Annotated in this window: 21 protein-coding genes and 2 tRNA genes; 7 read left to right on the top strand and 16 right to left on the bottom strand. The window is 41.9% G+C overall.

The annotated features are described in order from the left end of the window. Positions 1-63: 63 nt before the first annotated feature. Complete coding sequence (locus Q6344_00475) at positions 64-588, top strand: hypothetical protein (GenBank protein WLG13868.1); 525 nt, start codon at positions 64-66, stop codon at positions 586-588. Positions 589-621: 33 nt separating this feature from the next. Beyond that, positions 622-1212 carry a hypothetical protein gene (locus Q6344_00470; protein WLG13867.1) on the top strand — a complete coding sequence of 197 codons (591 nt, stop codon included), beginning with the start codon at positions 622-624 and terminating at the stop codon, positions 1210-1212. Positions 1213-1340: 128 nt separating this feature from the next. Here Q6344_00470 and pnp read toward each other — a convergent pair whose 3' ends face one another. From pnp to tpiA, 14 genes are all read right to left on the bottom strand, one after another. Continuing rightward, a complete protein-coding gene (gene pnp, locus Q6344_00465) occupies positions 1341-3443 on the bottom strand; it encodes a polyribonucleotide nucleotidyltransferase (GenBank protein ID WLG13866.1) in 2103 nt (700 codons plus the stop codon). A gap of 748 nt (positions 3444-4191) precedes the next feature. Continuing rightward, positions 4192-4458 carry a 30S ribosomal protein S15 gene (gene rpsO / locus Q6344_00460; protein ID WLG13865.1) on the bottom strand — a complete coding sequence of 89 codons (267 nt, stop codon included), beginning with the start codon at positions 4456-4458 and terminating at the stop codon, positions 4192-4194. Positions 4459-4825: 367 nt separating this feature from the next. Next, positions 4826-5002: a hypothetical protein gene (locus Q6344_00455; protein ID WLG13864.1), complete on the bottom strand. Its 177-nt coding sequence runs from the start codon at positions 5000-5002 to the stop codon at positions 4826-4828. 143 nt (positions 5003-5145) lie between these two features. Continuing rightward, on the bottom strand, positions 5146-5307 hold the full coding sequence (locus Q6344_00450; GenBank protein ID WLG13863.1) for a hypothetical protein: 162 nt from the start codon (positions 5305-5307) through the stop codon (positions 5146-5148). Between the two features lie 75 nt (positions 5308-5382). After that, positions 5383-5907: a type 1 glutamine amidotransferase domain-containing protein gene (locus tag Q6344_00445; GenBank protein ID WLG13862.1), complete on the bottom strand. Its 525-nt coding sequence runs from the start codon at positions 5905-5907 to the stop codon at positions 5383-5385. A 376-nt stretch (positions 5908-6283) separates the two neighbouring features. Next, positions 6284-7363 carry a tRNA pseudouridine(55) synthase TruB gene (gene truB / locus Q6344_00440; protein ID WLG13861.1) on the bottom strand — a complete coding sequence of 360 codons (1080 nt, stop codon included), beginning with the start codon at positions 7361-7363 and terminating at the stop codon, positions 6284-6286. A gap of 16 nt (positions 7364-7379) precedes the next feature. After that, the gene (locus Q6344_00435) at positions 7380-7784 is read right to left on the bottom strand and encodes a ribosome-binding factor A (GenBank protein ID WLG13860.1); all 405 of its coding nucleotides are present in this window, start codon (positions 7782-7784) and stop codon (positions 7380-7382) included. Between the two features lie 203 nt (positions 7785-7987). After that, on the bottom strand, positions 7988-10714 hold the full coding sequence (infB, locus tag Q6344_00430) for a translation initiation factor IF-2 (GenBank protein WLG13859.1): 2727 nt from the start codon (positions 10712-10714) through the stop codon (positions 7988-7990). 151 nt (positions 10715-10865) lie between these two features. Next, entirely contained in the window at positions 10866-12350 is a 1485-nt protein-coding gene (gene nusA, locus Q6344_00425) for a transcription termination factor NusA (protein ID WLG13858.1), read from the bottom strand. Positions 12351-12508: 158 nt separating this feature from the next. Continuing rightward, positions 12509-13009, bottom strand: a complete 501-nt coding sequence (rimP, locus tag Q6344_00420; protein WLG13857.1) for a ribosome maturation factor RimP — start codon at positions 13007-13009, stop codon at positions 12509-12511. A gap of 446 nt (positions 13010-13455) precedes the next feature. Next, positions 13456-13532: transfer RNA gene (locus Q6344_00415), tRNA-Met, on the bottom strand. Positions 13533-13657: 125 nt separating this feature from the next. Continuing rightward, positions 13658-13741, bottom strand: a tRNA-Leu gene (locus Q6344_00410). Positions 13742-13927: 186 nt separating this feature from the next. Then, entirely contained in the window at positions 13928-14236 is a 309-nt protein-coding gene (gene secG / locus Q6344_00405) for a preprotein translocase subunit SecG (protein ID WLG13856.1), read from the bottom strand. A 214-nt stretch (positions 14237-14450) separates the two neighbouring features. After that, positions 14451-15263: a triose-phosphate isomerase gene (tpiA, locus tag Q6344_00400; protein ID WLG13855.1), complete on the bottom strand. Its 813-nt coding sequence runs from the start codon at positions 15261-15263 to the stop codon at positions 14451-14453. A gap of 638 nt (positions 15264-15901) precedes the next feature. Between tpiA and pilB the strand changes: the two genes are divergently transcribed. The 4 genes from pilB to coaE all read left to right on the top strand — a co-directional run bounded on the left by pilB (position 15902) and on the right by coaE (position 20966). Continuing rightward, positions 15902-17611 carry a type IV-A pilus assembly ATPase PilB gene (pilB, locus tag Q6344_00395; protein ID WLG13854.1) on the top strand — a complete coding sequence of 570 codons (1710 nt, stop codon included), beginning with the start codon at positions 15902-15904 and terminating at the stop codon, positions 17609-17611. A gap of 392 nt (positions 17612-18003) precedes the next feature. Next, complete coding sequence (locus Q6344_00390) at positions 18004-19227, top strand: type II secretion system F family protein (GenBank protein WLG13853.1); 1224 nt, start codon at positions 18004-18006, stop codon at positions 19225-19227. A 25-nt stretch (positions 19228-19252) separates the two neighbouring features. Next, entirely contained in the window at positions 19253-20155 is a 903-nt protein-coding gene (locus Q6344_00385) for an A24 family peptidase (protein ID WLG13852.1), read from the top strand. 124 nt (positions 20156-20279) lie between these two features. Next, positions 20280-20966: a dephospho-CoA kinase gene (gene coaE / locus Q6344_00380; GenBank protein WLG13851.1), complete on the top strand. Its 687-nt coding sequence runs from the start codon at positions 20280-20282 to the stop codon at positions 20964-20966. On the opposite strand, the gene rlmB is transcribed toward coaE, so the two are convergent. Together rlmB and Q6344_00370 are read right to left on the bottom strand one after the other, a co-directional pair. Next, complete coding sequence (gene rlmB / locus Q6344_00375; protein WLG13850.1) at positions 20929-21699, bottom strand: 23S rRNA (guanosine(2251)-2'-O)-methyltransferase RlmB; 771 nt, start codon at positions 21697-21699, stop codon at positions 20929-20931. The genes coaE and rlmB overlap by 38 nt on opposite strands. Positions 21700-21911: 212 nt before the next feature. Then, the gene (locus Q6344_00370; GenBank protein ID WLG13849.1) at positions 21912-22247 is read right to left on the bottom strand and encodes a pyrimidine/purine nucleoside phosphorylase; all 336 of its coding nucleotides are present in this window, start codon (positions 22245-22247) and stop codon (positions 21912-21914) included. A gap of 739 nt (positions 22248-22986) precedes the next feature. Between Q6344_00370 and recN the strand changes: the two genes are divergently transcribed. After that, complete coding sequence (gene recN / locus Q6344_00365; GenBank protein ID WLG13848.1) at positions 22987-24666, top strand: DNA repair protein RecN; 1680 nt, start codon at positions 22987-22989, stop codon at positions 24664-24666. The last annotated feature ends 46 nt before the right edge of the window (positions 24667-24712 follow it).

Here is a 24712-nt window from a genome sequence, read left to right as displayed (position 1 = left end):
GCTTTTTATTTTGAGTTTGCTATAGTATGGCTACTTATATTTCTAACATAAATCGACTATAGTATGAAAAGCCAAAAAATGCGTCCTCTGTCAACCAAATCACTGAAAAAAAAGCCCACTAAGTCACGCCAGAAATGGTGGTCAATTATTATATTAGCGGCATTACTGATTGGCTACTTGGTCTGGAAAAACAATTCAATAGACACTAATACTGCGCCTATCGAAAGTACACCGTCGACTACCGAACCAGATAGCGCTACTCAATTAGATGCTACGCCCTTAGGTAATAATGACAATAGTTCAAACAATAGTGACTTAACGTCAAATACTAATGAGACAACCACAGTTAATCAAATACCTAATGCTGATGCGATCTTAAATGCGGCTTTACCAGAAACAGATAGTCTTGCTAAAGAAGAAATAGATCGCTTAGAAGACGAGCGTAAGCGCTTAGCCGAACAAGAAAAACTGGCTGCTGAACAACTGACGATGAACAAGCAATTAACTGATATGAAAGCAGAGCAAATCACCCTACTTGAACAACAAATAGCGCAATTAGAAGCCGAGACAAACGGCGACAAACAGTAGCTCATTATTTAGACTTTTATCAAGGGGCTGACAATGGCGACTTTGCAACTTACCCACGCCCCTATCTTAAATAGTAGCGCGCAGCTGCTTATTCTACCAGTCAATACTGCAGGGATTCTTTTAGACCCTGTTCTCACAAAAGCTAAGACTTTATTTGCTGATAATTATCAACGTTACTATCGCGCATGCCGTGATGGCAGTTTACGTGTAGGTAGTTGCTTACTGCATAAACGTGCGCTTGAGCAAGCTGGTTTAAGCATCAGCAGTAATGGCAATCAGCCCAGTTATATCGCTAATCTTGTGGTATCAAATCATCCTTACCACCCCACACGGTCACAATGGTTGATTGCCGCGTTGAATGATTTATCTGAGCAGCTTATCCCGCTCATCCGTTATCAAGGTATTCGTAGAATTGCCCTCCTCGCACGCCCACTTATTCATAACCACTCACGAAATGAGACAGCTAACGTTTCCAACGCAGCCAATTTAGCAAACGCAGGCTCACTTGCGTTAGACTGGCACGCTGATATCTTACCGTTACTCTTACAGCACCTACAAGATTTGCCTAAAGTTCGAATCGATATTCATCTTCCTAAAGACTTTAATATAGACCAATCACTTTGATATAGGCCATTTACTTTAATAAGATATTCTACTGAAAACAAGATTTTACACCCATAAAAAAACCGCCTTAAGCACTCATGACGAGAGACTTAAAGCGGTTTTTAGATGTTGACTACATTAGATATCGATTAGCTTTGTTCGATACCTTTCATAGTCAATTTAATACGACCACGGTTATCGACGTCTTGGACGAAGACTTTAACGATCTGACCTTCTTTTAGGTAGTCAGAAACATTCTCAACGCGCTCTTCAGCGATTTGTGAGATATGTACCAAGCCATCAGTGTTTGGCAAGACGTTAATAAACGCGCCAAAATCAACGATACGAGCAACCGTACCTTCATACGTTTTGCCCACTTCAACTTCTGCAGTCAACGCTTCGATTCTACCGATAGCTGCTTTAGTTGCCGCTTTGTTTTCACCAAAGATACGAATCGTGCCGCCATCATCGATATCGATAACTGCACCAGTCTCTTCAGTTAACTGACGAATCATCGCGCCGCCTTTACCGATTACGTCACGGATTTTATCCGGATTGATTTCGATAACCGCATAGTTTGGTGCATGAGCGTTGATTTCAGTACGACTCTCAGGCAATACTTTATTCATCGCATCTAAGATGTGGATACGACCAGCATGGGCTTGCTTAAGCGCTTGCTCCATGATGTCAGGGGTAATACCTTCGATTTTGATGTCCATCTGCAGCGCAGTGATACCATCTTTAGAACCAGCAACTTTAAAATCCATATCGCCAAGATGGTCTTCATCACCTAAGATGTCTGATAATACAGCGAAACGCTCACCTTCTTTAACTAGACCCATCGCGATACCAGCAACTGGTGCTTTTAGTGGAACACCAGCATCCATCAATGCCAAACTTGCACCACAAACAGACGCCATAGAAGATGAACCATTTGACTCAGTAATCTCTGATACTACACGGATGACATACGGGAAGCGTTCGCTATCCGGTAGCATCGCTTGTACACCGCGACGTGCTAAACGGCCATGACCGATTTCACGACGTTTTGGAATACCTTCACGACCTGTTTCACCAACTGAGAAATGTGGGAAGTTGTAATGCAGCATGAAATGGTCACGAATCGTGCCACCTAATGAGTCAATCATGTTGACGTCACGGCTGTTACCAAGCGTGGTCGTAACCAATGCTTGCGTTTCACCGCGTGTGAACAATGCTGAACCATGCGTGTATGGCAATACACCAACTTGTACGTCAAGGGCACGAACAGTCTCAAGATCGCGACCATCAATACGCGGCTTACCTGACAAGATATTGTCACGAACCGTACGATATTTAAGATCGTTATAGATTTCTTTAAGCTCAGATACTGTATCAGCGTAAGTTTCTGACTCAGCATCACCAGCAAGTGCATCAATAATTGACTGCTTGATTTCATCAAGCTTAGTGTAGCGCGCTTGCTTATCAGTAATCGTATAAGCGTCAGCAACTTGCTCGCCAAACTGCTCTTTCATGCTGCTGGTAAGCGCTTGATCACGCTCAGGGGCAGTATACTGCTGCTTAGCAGTACCGATTTCTTCTGCCATTGAAGCAATGTTATCAATAACGATTTGCTGTTGCTGATGACCATATAATACCGCGCCTAGCATTTGATCTTCTGACAACTCAGCTGCTTCTGACTCAACCATTAGTACCGCAGATTTCGTACCAGCCACAACCAAATCAAGATCACTCTCTTTAAGCTGCTCAATCGTTGGGTTCAGGATGTACTCGCCGTTGATAAAGCCAACACGTGCCGCTGCAACTGGACCATTGAATGGCGCATCAGAGATGGCCAATGCCGCTGAAGCACCGATTAGGGCAGCGATATCTGCAGACTGAGTCTTATCTGATGAAACAACTGTCGCAGTGATCTGAATTTCGTTAACGTAACCTTCAGGGAATAGAGGACGAATCGGACGATCGATTAAGCGCGAGGTTAGGGTTTCGAACTCGCTTGCACGACCTTCACGTTTGCCATAGGCACCTGGAATTTTGCCCGCTGCATACATTTTTTCTTGATAGTTGACCGTTAGCGGAAAGAAGTTTTGACCTTCTTTAGCCTCTGACTTTACCACTGCTGCGACAAGTACCGTAACGCCGCCCATATGTACTAAGATAGAGTTTGCTTGACGAGCAATACGACCTGTCTCGATCACAACCTGTTGGTTGCCATACTGAAATTCACGCTTAATGGTGTTAAACATTGTCATATAATCTTCCTAATGTTGACTGACGAAAGTAATATCAGCATTATAAAAATGCTGATATTTTTCATTAAAATTCTATGTATGTGACTACTAGTGTATATGACTAATAATTGACAGTCTTTCTCTCAGAAATCATCTCAACCAGTGCCAATAACATTACCTAGTTATTCCATATGCCTATCCGTGCTAGACATCGTACTATTGTGTATATTTTGTCATTCAATTTTGGCTTTACTATAAATACTATCAAAAAGACCTTAAGTCAAAAGACTTCGGTGCTAAAAACCCTATAGGCTATTTTTCTGCGCTTCTGAGAGTTGGATATTAGCGCAGCTAGCTATTCTATAAGCTCAGAAACAGGTATTTTATAAATAGTCACCATATATATAGTAGATATATTATCAAACTCACAAGGCATTATTTTACAGTGATTTATAGCCATTGACCAATGAATTGCCGAACACAGCAATTATCGATAGAAAACACTTAGCTCTAGGCTCTAGTATTACTGTTTTCACGAAAAATTCTATTACCTACTTTGAATTGGTCTTTATAACCAATGCTATCCAAAATCAATCTTGAAAATGAATAAGCATAAAAAAACGGCGTGAAACTATTCCACACCGTTTTTAGAAAAATCTATTTTATCGATAGCAACAAGCAAGTTCCAAGCGATTCAGCAAAAATTCTAAAATAGCACCATATGATGGCTTCTTTTATTTTAGCATCCACTCGTACTATTGTCGTTAGATTAACGACGTAGACCTAACTGGCTGATAAGCGTGGTGTAACGACCAAGATCTTTACCTTTTAGGTAATCAAGCAATTTACGACGCGTGTTAACCATACGGATAAGACCGCGACGGCTATGATGATCAGCTTTGTGTGCTTTAAAGTGGTTCTGCAAATCGTTGATACGAGCACTCAATAGAGCTACTTGAACTTCTGGAGAACCAGTGTCATTTTCGCCACGTTGGTATTGAGCAATGATTTGTTCGCGATCGGTATTAGTTAGCATAAATATCTCCGGCAATGCTAAAAGCTTTAAGACATTCTCGAATTTGAGTAAGATCTAAAGCAGTAGAATAGTAAATAAAATAGCCTGCACGTCATTCAGGACAACCCTGCATTACTAGAGTTGACCTAGTGTACGACAAGCTAATTAGTCATAACGACCATTTAGGATAAGTTGCGATGAGAGAGCACTTAATATAACTATCCGTTTTGGACAGCCTATAAAGCACGATGTCTTATCTCAACCTAATGTAAATGTGACGGTGATTATAACAAAAAACTGCTGAACTAGCAGCAGTTTTTCACAATACTTGTAAAGTCAGATTTATTTTTTATAGTTAAATCATCCGTCAATAGGCAATAGAATTTGCTTATTTCTTGACCTCATATTCCGTCGCGTTACCGCCTAGTTCCTCATCTTCAAGCGGTGCAGCTGTGGTAACTTCTGCTAAACTATCAGGAGTAGCATGCTCGCTAGGATTCATGTCTTCTGCGAGCCTTTCAATCTCTTTTTCTTGCTCATCCATGTTATTCAATGAATTACTCATATTAGCTCCTGAATTATTATTTTTTGAAGTAGCTGTTTTATACTTTTTACATTGAAATGCAAATATCGTCAGTGGCATTGAGATGTAGAGATGATCAGCAAATATATCAGTATCACCTTATTATGGATGACACTTTACATACTCTACTTGTCTTCTTTAGCATTTCCTAGGTTGTCCGCAATACGCTCTGCTGCGGCTCCACTATCTGCAGTATGATTGTTCTCAGTTTGGCTTTTAAGTGCTGCAGTTGCTGACTCAGAACGTTGTTGCTCAAGCTTGGTATCGTTTGGGTTAGAGTTTGACATAATGTTTTCCTCGGTTACAGTTGTGAATGTTTAAGAAATATAAATAATTAATTACTCAGTAAGTGGGTAGAAAAATTAAGATAATGCCTTATCAATAGCATCAACGAAATTGCTGATATCATCTGGATTACGTGAGGTAATCAAATTACCGTCTACCTGTACTGTTTGATCTACAAATTTTGCACCAGCATTTTCTAAATCTATCTGTAGCGTATGATAAGCAGTGAGTGTTTTACCTTTGGCAATACCTGTATTGATAAGTGCCCAAGGAGCATGGCAAATGACAGCTAATGGCTTGCCTGCATCATTGATAGCATTGATAATACTATGAGCCTCTTCATTGCCACGAATCGTATCCGCATTGACAGTACCACCTGGTAGTACCAACGCATCATAATCAGAAATGCTTGCGTCTTTTGCAAAAATATCAGCAATAAAGGTGTCGCCTTTGTCTACATCTTGCTGCATGGCTTGCACTTCTTTTTCTTTATTTGTGGTTATAAGAAGTGTCTTGTAACCTTTATTTTTGAGTTGATTATTAACCTCTTCGTATTCTGCTTGCTCGAAGTTATTGTGTAGTAAAAAAGCGATGGTTTTCATGATATTCCTTTTTTCGTTATGAGTGATTTTATTTTAGTTGTTTTATTATTCATACTTTATTTTTATGAGTCGTTGTTATTATTGGCTGTAGAGTCTTCCTCTGACCCATCTTGTTCCTATTAAATATTCTCTTTCGAACCTAGTTTTTATTTTTGATATATGACTTTTTATCTTATTATTTTTTTATGTTCTTATTCTTAGAGTCTTAGTTCGATTTATTTTTCTATCCAGACTTCCTATCCGGTAGATCTAAAGTACAAAAAAAACAGGTTCCACCATAGGTGAAACCTGCAATAAAATGTGAGGATATGTGATTAGTGTAAACTATTAGTAAGCTAAATCGTGTTTAAACGAGGGTTATATAAGAACCGTAACATTAACGCTGGATTAATTTTTTAGGCTGCAATCTACCGTTGAGACTTACGGCACCCAATCCAAGAAACTGACCTTGCTGATTTATCAAACGAATATCAGCTGGAATCTCATGGATCAAGGGTTGTTGGTCATCTTCACTATTAACCATATCACTATCTAGTTGAATATCGTTGTTTTCTGACACAGACGACTGATGACTGATACTAGTTGAAATATAGTCGCGCAGACTGTCTGTCAGTTGCTCAAATACATTCAAACGTTGACCCATGTGTATACGCTCACACTGCTCAACCGTCAATACCATCTCAGCTTCAATATTAATGCAAGCATCTACCGGCATTAATTGCTCTTGCCTGTTATCAAACGCTAATACTTCCAAGTCTGACAAAGTAATCGCATCATTGATTTTAAAATCACCAACCTGCGTACGGCGTAATGCAGTCAAATGCCCTAATGTACCCATCGCTTTAGCGATGTCTTCACCGAGTACACGCACATAAGTCCCTTTAGTACAGGTCACTGTCAATTGAATTTTCTCATGATCAAGCGCTTTTAAATCAATGGCCTTGATTACAATACCTCTAGGCGCTCGTTCTACCTCAATTCCCGCACGAGCATACTCATAGAGTTTTTTGCCATCTTTTTTTAGTGCAGAATACATCGGTGGTATCTGCTGCTGAGCACCTAAAAACTGCTGGGCGACTTTGTCTAAAAGCACATCATCAAATTTTGGAATGGGTGCTTGTGCAACGATTTGACCATCGGCATCACCCGTATCAGTTTGACCACCAAGTAGAATAGTTGCTTGATAAGATTTATCTGCATCTAGCTGATAATGACTAAATTTCGTCGCTTCACCCATACAAATCGGCAATAGACCGGTTGCCATTGGATCAAGTGTCCCTGTGTGCCCCGCTTTTTTACTTTCATGATTTGGCGACTTAAAAAGATACTTCACCTTTGACACCACTTGCTGTGAAGTCATGCCTTTGGGTTTATCAACTAAAATAACACCCGAGACTTTAATCTTGTTAGGGTGATTACTAGACTTTTTATCCGCTTGCGTAGATGCGATAGACATAACGACTTTTACCCTTCTACTCTTCGTTTTCTTGCTCGTCAGACTCATTTTCTTCAGTCTTAATAACTGCTTTACTGATTAAATCCATCATGTAATTACCACGAGCAGTCACTTCGTCATAATGAAAACGCAAGCGTGGTGTGGTACGTGTTTTTAGGCTGTGGCTTAATTCGGTGCGCAAAAAACCCGCCGCTTTATTAAGTACTTTGATACTCTCTTCATGATTGGTCTTATTCATGGAATCATTAAGCTCAGGCTCCATGATGGTGACATAGACATCAGCATATCCTAGGTCAGGACTAACCTTGACACTAGAAATAGTGACAAAACCAGTCAAACGAGGGTCATTGACTGCATCACGAATGAGAACAGCAAGCTCACGCTGAATTTGGTCGGCTAAGCGTTGTAGACGTTGGTTCATATTGTTACCTTACTTTAATATGGCTTATTTTCACTGATTGATATATTGGCTTATTAACAAATTTTAGGACTAATAGTTGGTAAAAAAGGCCTAGCAGGATGTACCTGTTAGGCCTAAGTACAGCTAGATATTAAGAAGATACTAATCTGCTCAGCTGATTAAGCATATTGCATGATTAGATATCCTGCTATCGAACTGTAACGTTAGATAGTACGTGCAAACTCTTGGATTTCAAAGACTTCGATCTTATCGCCAGCTTCGACATCATAGCCACGAACAGCCATACCACATTCCATACCAGTACGTACTTCATTAACGTCTTCTTTATAGCGACGCAATGATTGCAATTGACCGGTAAAGATAACTTGGTCATCACGCAATACGCGGATAGGTTTGTTGCGATAAATTGTACCTTCAACCACCATACAACCAGCAGCAGCACCGAACTTACTAGAACGGAATACTTCACGAACGTCTGCAACACCAAGAATTTTCTCACGATGTTCTGGCGCAAGCATACCACTCATAGCTGCTTTGACATCATCAATCAAACCATAGATAACGCTGTAATAACGGATATCCATGTTAGCGGCGTCTGCTTTGCGACGCGCGGTCGCATCAGCACGAACGTTGAAACCTAACAATACCGCTTCGCTAGATTCTGCAAGTGTCACATCAGATTCAGAGATAGGACCGACGCCTGAGCTGATTACTCTGACTTTAACTTCATCAGTTGATAGCTCATTCAATGCAGAAAGTAGTGCTTCAAGCGAACCACGAACATCGGTTTTCAATACGATATTCAAGAATGACACATCACCTTGTTCCATCTGATCAAACATGCTTTCTAAACGCATGGCATTCTGACGTTCAAGTTGACGCTCACGCTCACGGTTACTTCTAAACTCTGCCACTTCACGAGCTTTTTTCTCGTCAGTTAAGACTAAGAACTCGCTGCCAGCTGCTGGCGTTTCAGGTAGGCCTAAAATTTCTACAGGGATAGAAGGACCCGCTGATTGAATACGCTTACCATGTTCATCAGTCATCGCACGAACTTTACCATAATGCTCGCCTGCCAAGACCAAGTCGCCTTGCTTCAATGTGCCTTTTTTAACTAAGACACTAACAACAGGACCGCGCCCTTTTTCAAGTCTTGATTCAATGACCACACCTTGAGCAGCGCCATCTAACGGTGCTTCTAGCTCCATTAGTTCAGCTTGTAGGCTAATAAGTTCTAACAGCTCATCAATACCATCGCCGGTTTTGGCTGAGATGCGAGCCATTGGGGTATCGCCGCCCCACTCTTCTGAGACGACTTCTTTAGCAGTCAATTCATTAAGGACGCGATCTGGATCAGCGCTTGGCTTATCCATTTTATTGATTGCAACGATAATTGGCGTACCAGCAGCACGGGCATGATCAATAGCTTCTGCTGTTTGCGGCATCATACCATCATCAGCGGCAACAACTAACACAACAATATCAGTCGCCTGTGCACCGCGTGAACGCATAGCACTAAAGGCCGCGTGACCTGGAGTATCAAGGAAGGTAATCACACCACGATCGGTTTTAACGTGATAAGCACCGATATGCTGAGTAATACCACCCGCTTCACCAGTTGCCACTTTTGTTTCACGAATTTTATCAAGTAATGATGTCTTACCGTGATCGACGTGACCCATGATCGTGACTACTGGCGGACGAGTTTGAACGTTACTGCTACGCTCATCAACGGCGTCTTGTAGATCGTCTTCAACCTTAGTATCACTAACTAGTACTGGATTGTGACCCATCTCTTCAACGAGCAAACTTGCTGTCGCTTGATCAATCGTATCTGACTCACGAGCCATCTCACCCATTTTCATAAGCAATTTGGTGACTTCGCGCGCTTTAACTGCCATACGTTGAGCAAGATCTGCGACGGTAATTTGTTCACTAATCTCAACATCGTAAACAATTTTTTCAACAGGTTTTTCGAACTTATGCTGTGATGCTTGCGTTGAACGCAAACCGTTTTTACGGTTTTTGATTTCACGCTCATCTTGATTCTTACGACGACCACGGCCACGAGCACTAGTACTACTGGTGCCACGCTTGATTTCACGACGTTCTTTTTCAAATGATTCTTCTAAGGCATCACCAACCAAACCTTCAGCGAGTGGCTCATCTTTACGAACTTCAGAAGCAGGCTGATCTGTATATTTTCCAGCCATTTTACGCATTTGTTCAAGCGTACGTTTCTGTGCTTCTTCAGCTTGAGCACGGCGTGTTTCTGTTTCGATTTCACGTAAACGAGCTTCTTCTTTCTCACGCATTTCGCGCGCTTTACGCTCAACCGCCGTTTCAACTTTCGGTTTCGTCGCTGCAACTTTTTTCTTCGGTTGGTCTTTAGGTTTGACTTCGACAGTGGTTTTGCCACCTTTTTTCACAACCACTGAGGTTGAGATATCGTCGTTTTTATCATCTGACTTTTTGCTAGAGCCTAAGCTTGCACGCATTGCAGCCAAGGTTGCAGCTTGACGTTCTTCAGATTTTTTCTTGGTAGCAGCACGCTCTTCAGCATCTTTAGCAGCACGTTCTTGCGACTCAATCATCGCTTGCTCACGCGCAGCCAACTCTTCAGCCATTTTTTCTGGATCAGGCTTTTCAAATACTTTCTTTTTACGCACTTCCACATTGACGCTCTTAGATTTACCTGAAGAGCCGGTCACGCGCGCAGTGCTAGTTGTCTTAGATTTAAGACTAATACGACGCTTTTCTTGCTGACCATGACTTTGCTTTAAATACGTCACCAACTTCTCTTGCTCAAGCTCAGTGACTAGGTCACCCTCTGCACGAGCAGGCAGTCCAGCATCTACCAATTGCTGTTGTACAGCACTTGCGGTTTTGCCTACCATATCTGCCAGTTCTTTGACGGTCTTATCTGCCATTTATTATCACCTACTGTCTATTATTTGCTATATGTTCAATTCAGTTGTTGGCTACAAATGATTGGGGTAAGGCTGGTATTGGTACTGCTTTGACACCAGCACTTTATTATCGATAGCATATCACTAAAAGACAGCGATATGCAGTTACCGCTTATTCATTGAACCAAGATTCCCGAGCTTTCATGATGAGTTTTCCTGCGGTTTCAGAGTCTAAACCTTCGATATCTTCGAGATCGAAGACTGCTTGTTCTGCCAAATCATCAACGGTAATAATGTCTTTTTGTGCCATTTTATAGGCCCAATTGACTGTCATACCTTCAAGCTCTTGTAGCTCTTGACTTGGCTCTTTCATGTTCTGTTGTTTGACCAGCTCATCAGCGATGACCACTTCTTTTGCACGCTCTTGAATCATCTCAATTGCTTCATCGTCTAGACCTTCAATATCATAAAAGGTTTCAACTGGTACGTAAGCCACTTCTTCAATACTGGTAAAACCAATATCGACAAGTGCTTGTGCTAAGTCTTTATCCACTTCTAAACGTTCATAGAATAATTCGATAAAGGCTTTCGATTCGTTTTGTTGACGCTGCTGATATTCTTCTTCTAGCATCATATTAAGCTTATAACCAGTTAGCTCAGACGCCAAACGTACGTTTTGACCTTGTGAACCGATCGCACGCGCCAACTGATCGTTGGTGCTAAAGATAATATCAGCTGTCTGCGTATCTTCATCCAAGATGATGCTACTGACGTCAGCTGGCTCTAAAGCACTGATAATGAACTGTGCTGGATCATCTGACCACACCACAACATCAATGCGTTCGCCATCAAGCTCCTGCTGGACGGCTTGGATACGTGTACCACGCATACCAATACAAGCGCCAACTGGATCGATACGATGATCGTTGGTTTTCACAGCTATTTTAGCACGAGTACCCGGCAAGCGCGCGACGTTGCGGATTTCAATAATTTGTTCGGCAATTTCAGGCACTTCTTTTTGCATCAATGCTGAAAGCATTTCAGGATGAGTACGAGACAGTAGCAACTGAGCGCCGCGGTTTTCACGGTTTACATGATACAAAATGGCATTGATACGTGATTTTGCACGTAATTGCTCACGCGGCAGCATCTGATCACGTGACAAATAGCCTTCGGCATTGTCACCTAGATCAATGATATAGCCATCACGAGTCTGCTTTTTGACTTCGCCATACATCATCTCGCCAACACGTGGCTCAAAAGCATCTGCTACTAAATTACGCTCAGCTTCACGAATCTTTTGGATGATGACTTGTTTGGCTTGAGTCGCAGCAATACGACCAAACTCAATCGATTCAATCTGTTCTTCTTTGACATCGCCGATTGACCATTCTTCTGGATCAAGATCGCTGATGGCTAGCTGACAAGCAGGCATTTCATGGTCTTCATCTGCAACCACTGTCCAGTAACGATAAGTATCGTAATCGCCCGTTGTACGGTCGATAGCAACCCGTACTGCCACTTCTGGCTGTTCGGTGTATACTTTTTTCTTAGTCGATACCACCAAAGCATCTTCTATCGCTTCAAAGATATCTTCAGGATTTAAGCCCTTTTCATTACTGACAGTTTCTACTACCGTTAAGATTTCACGACTCATGCTATACCTGTCCTATCATTTTTAATTGACTTAAATTTTATAATTTGTGTATTACTATTATATTTTCACCGTAAGCTATATAAGCTGTTTGGATATTAAAATATTGATGAATGATTTGTTACTTCAAGTTGTCAAATCAAACCAAGCTGTACAAAAGCTTAGGCATCTTCATAAATCAAATTGGCTTTATCAATATTACTCAGTGCAATCTCAAACTGCTGACCATCGCTTGATGTCAGATTTAAGACATTTGCATCGATACTATCTAAAGTACCTGTCGCTTTGCGACGTTTTTGATCACCTTCACCAATCGCTTGTATTAAACGCAAGCTGACGGTTTGACCAACATAGGCATGCATCTGCTCATCGGAAAAGAATGCACGGTCGAAACCTGGTGAAGAAACTTCTAAGATAAACTCACCAGCAATCGGATCATGAACCTCAAGAATACCGCTCACTTGATGGTTCACTGCTGCACAGTTTTCAATGGTTACTTGTTTATTTTGGGCCTGCTCTTCTGGCAATGCTTCAATATAAATGCGTAATAAAGAGCGATTGCCTTGCGGTGCAAACTCGATACCCCATAATGCCACATCGCAAGCCGCGACGGCAGGAGCAATAATATTGGTCAGTTCTGTAACTTTGGTTGAAAGCTTCATAATCTATTTATCTTTTCCTATTCACGTATCTATCGTACTTAGTAAACCGCGTAATTGTCGCTCACTCATGAAATTTATTTATTAGTAAGAGACACAGTCATTATATTATCTTAAATCACAAACATATTATTTTATATGATATGCGCTTATATAGGGATGAGCACAAAAAACATCAAGCTCAGCCAGACAATGCTTTTATTATTCACAAAGCAGTACTATCGATAAAGGAGTGAGGAATAAAGGATAGTGTGCTTAAGAAGCAGCGCGCCGATAGCGGCAGGTGACAACCAATAACGAATAATATCGCACTCTATAGAACTAGAGCTTAGCATAAGTAGGATAGATACCGCGATACCACTGACCGTCAGATACAAAAAAACCCACAAACATAATGGTGGGCTAATCGTTACTGACAAATTTAGTGTACAAAACATCAGTATAAAAAGTGGTAGCGGGGGCTGGATTTGAACCAACGACCTTCGGGTTATGAGCCCGACGAGCTACCAGACTGCTCCACCCCGCATCAATCTATGGTGCGTATTATATGGGGGTTTTATATAAGTGTCAATCTTTATTTTAAATAAATTAAACTAAATTTCTTACCTATATTACTAACGCCGTACTTAATACGTTACAACTTTAAAAACTTGGTGCGATTGGGGGGACTTGAACCCCCACAGCTTGCGCCACCACCCCCTCAAGATGGCGTGTCTACCATTCCACCACAATCGCATTTTTCACTGCTCTACTATTACTATCTAATCTATCATAATAGATGCTTAAGGTAGGCATCGATAGAATCAGACTGCTAAAACAGAAAAGCATTGTAAATCTAACGCCTTAAAATAGCAAGAGCTGCCTCAATTAAAAGGCAATGACTAAAGACAGCTAGTAAAGGCAAGTGTCTTTAAAGTACAGTTATTGAGGATTCTGTGTCAATGGACGCGGCGTTTGTGGTGCTGACACAGGTGCATCTAAACGGAACTGATCTTCAGCCTGTTTGCGCGCATGAACGGCTAGCGTCATACTGGTGATAAAAAATATCACTGTTAATACTGCTGTCGCACGCGTTAAAAAGTTCGCTGTTCCTGCCGCACCAAAGACCGTACCTGACGAGCCAGCGCCAAAAGAAGCTCCAGCGTCTGCCCCTTTACCATGCTGTATCAAAATCAAGCCGATCATGGCAATCGCCACGATAATATGCAGGGCTAATATAAACGTAAACATGGTGGCCTCTTTTGCCGCGTAATGACGACTGATAACGGAAAATAAATCTTACGGTTAATAGGAATAGCAATTGACGGGTAATGCTGCCAAATCGATTATATAAATAAGGCGCATTGTACACGATTGCAAGGGCACTGTTAAACCTACTTTTGCCAACTGATAAAGACATTTTATAATCGAGACCGCCATGAAATGCACGTTTTATCTTTATTGACTAGTCTTTAGCTCGACTAAAGGCATTGGCAATTGCCAAAAAACTCTCTACCTTTAATGATGCGCCGCCAACCAATGCCCCATCAATCATAGGATCTGCAGCGAAGCTATCGGCATTGTCCGCATTGACACTACCACCATATAGCACACTCATTATCTTTAGTGATTCTGCAAAGCCTGTGATGGTTTGCTTAATATGCTGATGCGTTTGACTGACTTCGCTCACGGTTGGGACTTTGCCAGTACCAATCGCCCACACTGGCTCATAAGCAATGATCAGTCGATTAGATAGTGATGACATGAGATCTGGTTGGATAGTAATCACTTCTTTTATTACTGATAACTGAGTGTCAATTACGTCAAGGGTTTGCTTATCATCATATTGAGCCTGAGTTTCGCCAATACAAAATACCACGCCCAAACCTTGGGTGAGTGCGTGAGTCACTTTCTGCAATAACGTATCGTGAGACTCGCTATGATACTGGCGACGCTCAGAATGACCCAGTATCGTCCAAGTTGCCCCAGCGTCTGCTATTTGCTGTGCTGAGCAATCACCCGTATAAGCGCCAACACTGGCACTATGCGCACTGACGTCTTGCGCTGCACTCAATATCGAACTACCAGCTAAACGCGCACTGACAGCTGCCAGATGAATACAGCTTGGTGCCACCATCAACTGACAGCGACTACTTGACCGTTCTGTGTCGGCTTGCTCTTTAGCATCAATCGTAGTCAACAAATTATTCAACAATAAATCGACGTCGTGACTCGTTGCTGGATTTTGTTTCCAATTACCAATTACCCAAGCTTGCATACTCATCTACCTTGTTTCATCTATTCTTGCCAATTTGGCTAATATGCGCGCCAGTATAACAAATAATTCTCAAGTGCTATAGTATGCTGCCACCAGCAGAAAAACAGACAGTCAGTGCGAATATTTACTAAGGCGTGTCCTCACTCTAAAAAATTATGATAAAAATGAGATAAATTACTGTTAAACAAGGAAAGTAGCGCAAATATTATCGAGATATTGATAAGCTATTTGACGATGTTTGGCAAAATTCAACCATTTTCAACTTATTTAGAGGATAGTCTATTAAATTGAGGATACGCTCTAGACATTGTCTCAAGCTATGATTTTTTGGGTCAAGCACTCAATCGTCCATATAAAATCTTTAAACTAAAGTAATGTTTTATAGTATTGTGTCTATATATAACAGAACATTATCACCAATCTAACGACCAAGCTACTGATGACCTACACTATTAAAACGCTTTCTCTGCTAGATCTCTTGTAAGAGCATCTCTGCATTGACTGTTATTAATGATAGCCTAAAGGCTAACAATGACTTATAGCAGGTCTCTGTTAAAAATTATAATAGTAAGTGGCTCTCAGAAGTATATGGATTTCAGACAAATATATAGCATATTGGGTATTAAGGAGAAGTCGTAATGTCTATCACCACGAGCAAGTATGGTGGTTTAGCGCACCAGCTAATCAGCGAAGGTATCGTCAGCGAAGCGAATATGAAAATCGCGCAGACCGAATCGCAACAGCAACAAGTAGGACTAGTGCCCTACCTAGTCGATAATAAATTGGCAGATGCTTATCATCTTGCACAGATGTTGTCACAAGCTTTTGGTGATCCTCTTTTCGATCTTGATTCTTTACATGTTGATGTCATTCCAAAAGACTTAGTAGATGAAAAAATCATTCGTAAATTTAATGCGTTGCCATTATTTAAACGAGGACAGCGTTTATTCGTCGCATTAAGTGATCCAACTCGTGTGGATGCAATTGACGCTATTGCTTTTAATTCACGGCTGTCTATTGAAACTATTGTCGTCGAAGAAGACAAGTTAAAAAAGCGTATTGAGAGTCTTTACGCTGATGCCATGCAAAATTTTGATAGCTTCTCTGATAGCGATTTAAATGTTGGCTTTGATGAAGGTGAAGAAGAGGAAGGCGAGACCAAGCTTAGTGATGGTGTCGAGGAAGCACCCGTTGTAAAATTTGTTAATAAAATGCTGGTTGATGCCATTCGTATGGGTGCCTCTGACTTGCACTTTGAGCCCTATGAAAAAACCTATCGCGTTCGCTTTCGTGTCGATGGGGTGATGCAAAAAATGGCCAATCCACCTGTACAACTGGCTGGGAAAATTGCAGCCCGCTTAAAAGTAATGTCGCAGATGGATATTTCAGAGCGCCGTGTGCCACAAGATGGACGTATCAAGCTCAAGATATCTAAAGATAAAGCCATCGACTTTCGAGTAAGCTGTCTGCCTACCCTATTTGGCGAAAAACTTGTACTTCGTATTTTGGATCCTTCTTCAGCGATGTTGGGTATTGAAGCGCTCGGCTATGAACCTGATCAGAAAGATATGTTTTTAGAGGCACTGCATAAACCACAAGGTATGTTGCTTATCACGGGACCAACTGGTTCTGGTAAGACCGTGTCGCTTTATACTGGTATTAATATTTTAAATACTGGCGCGACCAACATATCCACTGCTGAAGATCCGGTGGAGATTAACCTGGAGGGGATCAATCAAGTCAACGTCAATCCAAAAGTGGGTCTAACTTTCGCAAATGCCCTCAAATCTTTTTTACGCCAAGATCCTGATATCGTCATGGTTGGTGAGATTCGTGACCTTGAGACTGCTGAAATTGCAATTAAAGCAGCGCAAACAGGGCATATGGTGCTCTCAACCCTACATACCAACTCAGCACCTGAAACACTGACGCGGCTGCGGAACATGGGTGTGGCCTCCTTTAATATCGCGACTTCAGTGAACTTGGTTATCGCCCAGCGCTTAGCACGACGTTTGTGTAAAAACTGCAAAAAACCTATTAATATCCCTAAGCAAAGTCTGCTTGAGCTCGGCTTTACAGACGCTGATTTGGACAATCCAGACAATATCATTCACGAGCCAGTAGGCTGTAATGAATGCCGTGAAGGTTATAAAGGACGAGTCGGTATCTACGAAGTCATGAAAGTCAGCCCTGATATCTCACGTATCATTATGGAAGATGGTAACGCGATAGATATCAAAGACGCTGCACTCAAAAATGGCTTCCGAGACCTGCGTCGCTCTGGCATTTTAAAAGTCTTACAAGGCGTAACCAGTATTCAAGAAATGATGCGCGTTACTTCCGAGTAAGTATGTTTGCTTTTTTACAGGTCAAATACGCACAGAAAAAAGCACTGCTGATTGCTGAAAGGGAACGTTCAAAGCGACTAACCAACTACTTTTTAATCTTTAGCTATCTAAAAAGCAGTCTTTGTCAGTGCGATGGTGAAAAGTATAGTCGAAAGTTCAGAATCACTCTTATATGAATAATGCCATTATTTATATGAGGACTTATATGATGGGCGTTAATTGTACGGACTTTTATAAATCAGCAATAATCTCTACCAGATATACTTAAATATAAAACAGAGTTATACTGGTTTTTTACGTTAAAATAAAGTATGCCTTTTTTATGTAATGAGTCAGGCATCGTTGTACATCTTTGCAATATCTATATTAGACAATATTTTGAGGGTAGTAACATGGCAAAAGCGAAGACCGACATGCTGTTAGACTTTGTCTATGATGGGGTGAATCGACGCGGACAAAAAGTAAAAGGGGAGACCACTAGCCGTAGTTTAGAGTTAGCAAAAGCCACTTTACGCAAACAAGGTATCAGCGTCAAAGGTATCAAGAAAAAACCGAAGCCGCTTTACACTTTCAAGAAATCCATCAAACCTATTGATATTGCTATTTTTTCTCGGCAAATGGCGACCATGATGAAAGCGGGCGTGCCATTGACCCAATCCTTTGAGATTGTTGCTGACTCACTTGACAATCCCAGTATGAAAGACTTGGTATTACAAATAAAATCGGACATTGAAGCGGGTGGGACTTTTGCTTCAGCATTACGCAAGCACCCGCGTTATTTTGACGATCTGTTTTGTTCACTCATCGATTCTGGTGAGCAGTCAGGTGCACTGGAAACCATGCTTGAACGCGTTGCTACCTATAAAGAAAAAAGTGAGTTGCTTAAAGCCAAAATTAAGAAAGCAATGAAGTACCCTATCGCGGTTATCGTTGTTGCTATTATTGTGACTATCATCCTGCTGATTAAAGTAGTACCTGTATTTTCTGGTTTATTTGAATCTTTTGGTGCAGAGCTGCCTGCTTTTACCCAAATGGTTGTCAATATGTCTGAGTGGATGCAGGCGTGGTGGTTTATTTTAATCATCATTATCGGCGGTACTATCATTGGCTTTTCAGAGACGAAAAAACGCTCTAAGAAATTCCGTGACTTCTTAGACCGTGCGGTTTTAAAAGCACCAATATTTGGCAATATTGCCTATCAAGCTATTATTGCTCGTTTTGCTCGTACACTATCGACGACCTTTGCTGCGGGCGTGCCACTTATTGATGCCCTCGACTCTACAGCTGGTGCCACTAATAATGTTGTATTTTATAATGCCACTCAGCAAATCAAAAATGATGTTTCTACTGGTCAACAATTACAGTTTTCAATACGCTCGACCAACCTTTTCCCAAGCTTAGCCATTCAAATGGTTGGCATTGGTGAAGAATCCGGTAGTTTGGAAGAGATGTTAGACAAAGTTGCCGTCTACTATGAAAATGAAGTAGATAACGCTGTTGATGGATTGACCAGCTTGATGGAACCTTTGATTATGGCAGTCTTAGGCGTATTGATCGGTGGCTTGGTGATTGCCATGTATTTACCGATTTTCCAGATGGGCGCAGTAGTAGGCTAAAAGCTAACTAAAGGACAGCTTGTTCATGCAATTTATAGAGTTATTACAAGATAATATGCCTATCGCTTTAGGCATATTTGGCCTATTAGGTCTTTGTGTTGGCAGTTTTTTAAATGTGGTGATTCACCGTATTCCGCTGATGATGGTTTATAGCTGGCGACAAGAGTGCAGCCAGTTTATGTCAGAACAAGCAGACATGCCTCGAGAACACACTCTGCCCCTAACAAATATCGTAGCGGCTGACCAGCCGATTACTTTGAGTCGACCAGCCTCACGCTGCCCTCATTGCGCCCACAAAATAAAGTGGTACGAAAACATACCGTTAATTAGCTGGTTAATACTACGTGGCCGTTGCTCAGAATGTAAAGCTGCGATTGGACTGCGTTATCCACTGGTTGAGCTAGCAACAGCCCTACTATCAATGTTAGTAATTTATCAGTTTGGCGTAACTGCAGCTGGCTTGTCAGCCCTAATTTTGGTATGGACGCTGGTCGCCTTAACCGGTATTGATTTTGATACCCAATTACTGCCTGATCGCTTGACCTTTCCATTAGCAGGTTTAGGATTAGCAGTGAATTCACAAGGCTGGTTTGTCTCACCTACTCAGTCAATTTGGGGCTTATTGCTAGGATTTTTGTCATTGTGGATAGTGGTTAAGATATTTTATCTACTCACTAAAAAGCATGGTATGGGGCAGGGAGATTTCAAATTATTGGCAGTATTAGGTGCTTGGCTTGGGCCCATGATGTTGCCATTGATTATTTTATTGTCTTCTCTATTAGGCTCAATTGTTGGGATTATTTTGATGAAGAAGCAGGGTGAAAGCAAGCCGTTTGCCTTTGGTCCTTATATCGCTATCGCTGGTATTGTTGCTTTATTATATGGCTCAGATATCGTCAACTGGTATCTCGGCATGTATACTTACTAAATTGTCCTAGAAAGTATTTCGGTCGCTCCTTTTCAAGCAGACACCAAATCTTAAAATAGACACCAAAATACTTCCTTAGCTTATAACCATCACTGTCATTATATCGAGCAGATAAGTCATTATTATGTCAAAACAATCATCTTCACCTTATTCTCATAAGCCCCAGACCCCGCAAAAGAAAAGTAAAACCTTAGTAGTTGGCTTAACGGGTGGTATCGGTAGTGGTAAGTCCGCTGCGAGTGCTTGGTTCGCTGAGCAAGGCATTGATATTATCGATGCGGATGTGATTGCCCATGAAGTCGTCGCTAAAGGTAGCACCACTCTGCACAAAATCCAGAAAAAATTTGGTGATTGGGTGTTGAATGGCGATGGATCAATGGATCGAGTGGCAGTAAGAACGCACGTCTTTTCACATCCTGAGGCATTGATTGAGTTAGAAGCCATCACTCATCCAGCGATACGCGAAGCAGCAAAAGCACAGTTGGCAACCAGTACTTCGCCTTACGTGATATTGTCAGCGCCTCTACTTATTGAAGCAGCAGAAGCAGGGCTTGCCAATTTATGCCAACGTATCTTAGTAATGGATGCCACCGAGGATACGCAGATTGCGCGTGCCAGTCAGCGTGACGAACAAAGCATACAAAAAATCAAAGCCATCATGGTGAATCAGCTGAGCCGCGAAGAGCGTAATCGTCATGCAGATGATGTGGTGCTCAACGAAGGTGATCTTGCGGCTCTGTATGTGCAATTAGCGCCATTACACCAAGAATATCTTAAGCTTGCCCAGCAGCTAAAGTACGCTGTCGATTGACTTCATACAGCGCCATACCAGTGGCAACACTCACATTTAGACTTTGAAGGTTGCCATGCTCATTTCCTGACATCGGAATATACACCAGCTCATCACAGCTCTCCATAGTCAGGCGACGCATCCCCTCACCTTCTGAACCCATGATAATGGCTGTTTTGCCAGTCAGATCAGCGGCATGAATCGGTTTGGCATCTGCATTAAGCGCTGTACCAAACACAAACACCCCAGCATTTTTGATTTGCGTGAGCGTACGTGCCAAATTCGTAACACTAATAATCGGCATCATCTCTGCTGCACCGACCGATACTTTAGCCACTGTTGGTGTCAGACTTGCCGCATGATGTTTCGGACAAACCACGGCATCCACACCCATCGCCACTGCGGTACGCAAGCAAGCACCAAAGTTATGTGCATCAGTAATTTGATCCAAGACCAGTAATAAGCATTGGTCACGCCCAGCAAGGGTAGCAAGCAAGCCTTCATCAGCAAATCCTAAAGGACGCGCATTTAGCACCACACCTTGGTGCTGCGGACTGCCACACAATTGCGTGAGCTTGTCTTTTTGCGTGGGTTGGATACTGATACCATTGTCACGTGCTTGCGCCATAATCGCTTGTACATGGCTATCAGTCTCACGACCTTGCTGTACAAACAAGCTTAGCCCATCTAAAGGACGATATTCGAGTAAGGCATCAATCGCATGAATGCCATAAAAATAGGTAGGTTTTGCCATAATAGGCCTATTGATTATAAAGTGGGTATCGCGCTATATGATAAAAACTAGGCGATAAAAAGATATGACAGTAATTGTATCAATAAATGGATATCTGCATATAAATAATATCAGCAGAAAAAGAAAAACCTTACCAATCCGATAAGGTTTTTCTTTTTTTGAGTAAAAGGCTTTTTGCTGTCATCAATCACTGAATAACAGCTTTAGCAAACTTACCCTTCTAAGTGACAGATATATTGAACAATTTCTTCTGTCCGCAGATTAAAACCACTATTGCCTTCAACCACGAATGATTGACCAGCGCGGTAATAGCTGAATTCTTCGTCACCATTAATTTTGACCTCACACTCACCGCCCGTGATTTCGATACGCTCGGAGGTATTGGTGCTAAAATGATAATGCTCAACCAAATTATCACAAGGCAAGATAACGCCCAATGTTTTATGTCGACCATCTTCGAACATAATAGTGTGGCTTGAACAACGACCATCATAAGATACCGTCGCTTGAGCATTGACTGTTACATTAGTAAATTGCGCCGCTGTCATAGTGGCTTCCTTATCAAATAATCATTACGAAACTAAAAAATAAGTAATTGGTTAGAGTACCGCCAGAGTTGCGTCGTTAACCGACACCTCTGTACTACGTACTGTATCCTTCTATATTAGATATCTGTACGCTAAAGCTTAAAGCTAGCTACAGGTTCTATGAAAATACTTTAGAATAATGACCGAGTGGCATACTCTTCCAACTATACGCCTATCATTTTACAAAATTATGACTCGTTATCATGTATTACACTGCACTAATCTAATCAGAAGAGTTTATCATTATGTGAGATTATGCTACCACATTATATCTATAAAGTTTGTTAAAGCGACTAGGAAAATGCTGTTTGATGCGAATCTTAAACTTACTTACTCACCTTTTTTGAGTCAGCACCTGATCGCTACAATTAGACTATTTTTATAAGTCTAATCCGCAACCATGCTTAGTACACAGCCATCATTTTGACAGGCTTAATCATCTTAATGATTGATATTGTGAATATTATGATGATGACTCATAGCCAGTTTTTGACAGTTTTATGGTAATCTTCCAACAATAAAATCTATTATACATCGCTTGAAAGTTTGTATTTAATCGCGTTTAACACCATACTATTTGCCTATAATAGTTATCTCATTAATACGGTTAAATGAATAATTTCACTCCCTTATCTACCCTATTTTATATATGGCTTCTTGAGATGTATATGAAGTCTATTGTCTGTCATGAGAGGCATTGATGCTAGTATCATTAACTTTACATCAGTTTGCGTTGATCGCTCAGCATGAGCTGAGTGTGGCTGAAGGCTTCAATGTCATCACGGGTGAGACCGGTGCTGGCAAATCGCTATTACTCGATGCACTGTCTTTATGTGTTGGTGAGCGCGCAGACAGTGCGATGGTCAGACACGGGGCGGCGCAAGCCGATATTTATGCGCAGTTTGATGTAGAAAACAATACCGTCATTGCTGATTGGTTTGCCAAAAATGATAGAGTACTAGAAGAACCTGAAGTACTGATTCGCCGTCAGCTCAGCAATACCGGACGCTCAAAAGCTTGGTTAAATGGCACGCCTGTCAGTTTGGCGGAGCTCAAAAGCTTAGGTGCATTGCTGGTCAATATCCATAGTCAACATGCTCAGCAAGCGCTCCTCAAGCCGCAGTTTGTGGTGCAATGGCTCGACGAGATGGCACAAATCACGCCACTAGCCATACAAACTGCCAGTAGCTATCAAGCTTACCAGCAGCTCAAACGCCGTGCTGACGATATTGCGAGCCGTGAGGCTCAGCGCCAAGACCGTATTCAACTATTGCAAAGCCAACTTGCTGATATTGCGCCGTTATTGGCGGTTGATTATGCAGAAGTTGAAGCAGAGCACGAAGAGCTGTCTAATATCGAAGCCCTCATGATAGAGGCCAGTCATGGCTTGCATCTGCTCGACAATGACACGGATGAGCCAGATGTTATGACCTTGCTTGGGCAGGCGATTAAGCTTTGTGATAACCAAATGAGTGTCAGCCAAACCTTTGAGCAAGCCTCCGAGCAGCTGCATTTAGCACAGCAACAAATTACTGAGGTAACAGGCTTACTGTCAGATTATGCTGAGCAACAGTTGCCTGATCCTGAGCGTTTGCAGACATTAGACAGTCTTATCAGCTTAGGACATCGTTTATCACGTAAGCATAGCTTGCCAACGAGCGACTTAATCGATGAAGCAAAGGGCTGGGAAGCGCAATTAGAGCAGCTAGAAAACGAGCCAAGCAGTGATGCGATGGCGGCACAAATTGAACAAGCTTGGCAAGACTATCTTGCACTCGCCACTCAGTTAAATAAAGAGCGCTCGAAAGCCGCGCCGATCGTCAGCAAACAATTAATGCAGCAACTACAACCGCTCGCGCTACCCAATGCCCGCTGCGAGTTTGTCTTTACCAAAAAAGCCGATGCTAGCCAATATAGTGCGCAAGGTTGCTATGATATTGATTTATTATTTAGCGCCAATGTCGGTATGCCGATGCAGCCGCTACATAAGATTGCCTCAGGCGGTGAGCTGTCACGAATGGCACTGGTGATGCAAGTACTGCAAGCAACCAATGCCGATAATAATGCCGCTAAGCCGATGCTAGTATTTGATGAAGTCGATGTTGGTATCAGTGGCGGTACTGCGCAAGTGGTCGGTGAGCTACTGCGCGCACTTGGGCAGACGCAGCAGCTACTGGCCATTACCCACCAAGCACAAGTCGCGGCGCAAGCGCATCAGCATATCTTGGTACAAAAACATCATGACGAGCAGACCGAAAGCGAGCTATTAATACTGACTGATAGCGCACAAGTCGACGAGCTGGCACGCATGTCTGGCGGTGTGATCATTACTGATGTCACCCGCGACCATGCGCGTAGTTTATTGACCGATGTGAAATAAAGGCTTGGTCATTCACCAACCAGTTGTGCAGCGCTGTGTCTCATCA

The organism is Psychrobacter cibarius (assembly GCA_030686115.1).
GTDB lineage: Bacteria > Pseudomonadota > Gammaproteobacteria > Pseudomonadales > Moraxellaceae > Psychrobacter > Psychrobacter cibarius_C.
Note: the sequence above shows the minus strand (reverse complement) of the source record. Positions and strands in the feature narration are given on the sequence as shown.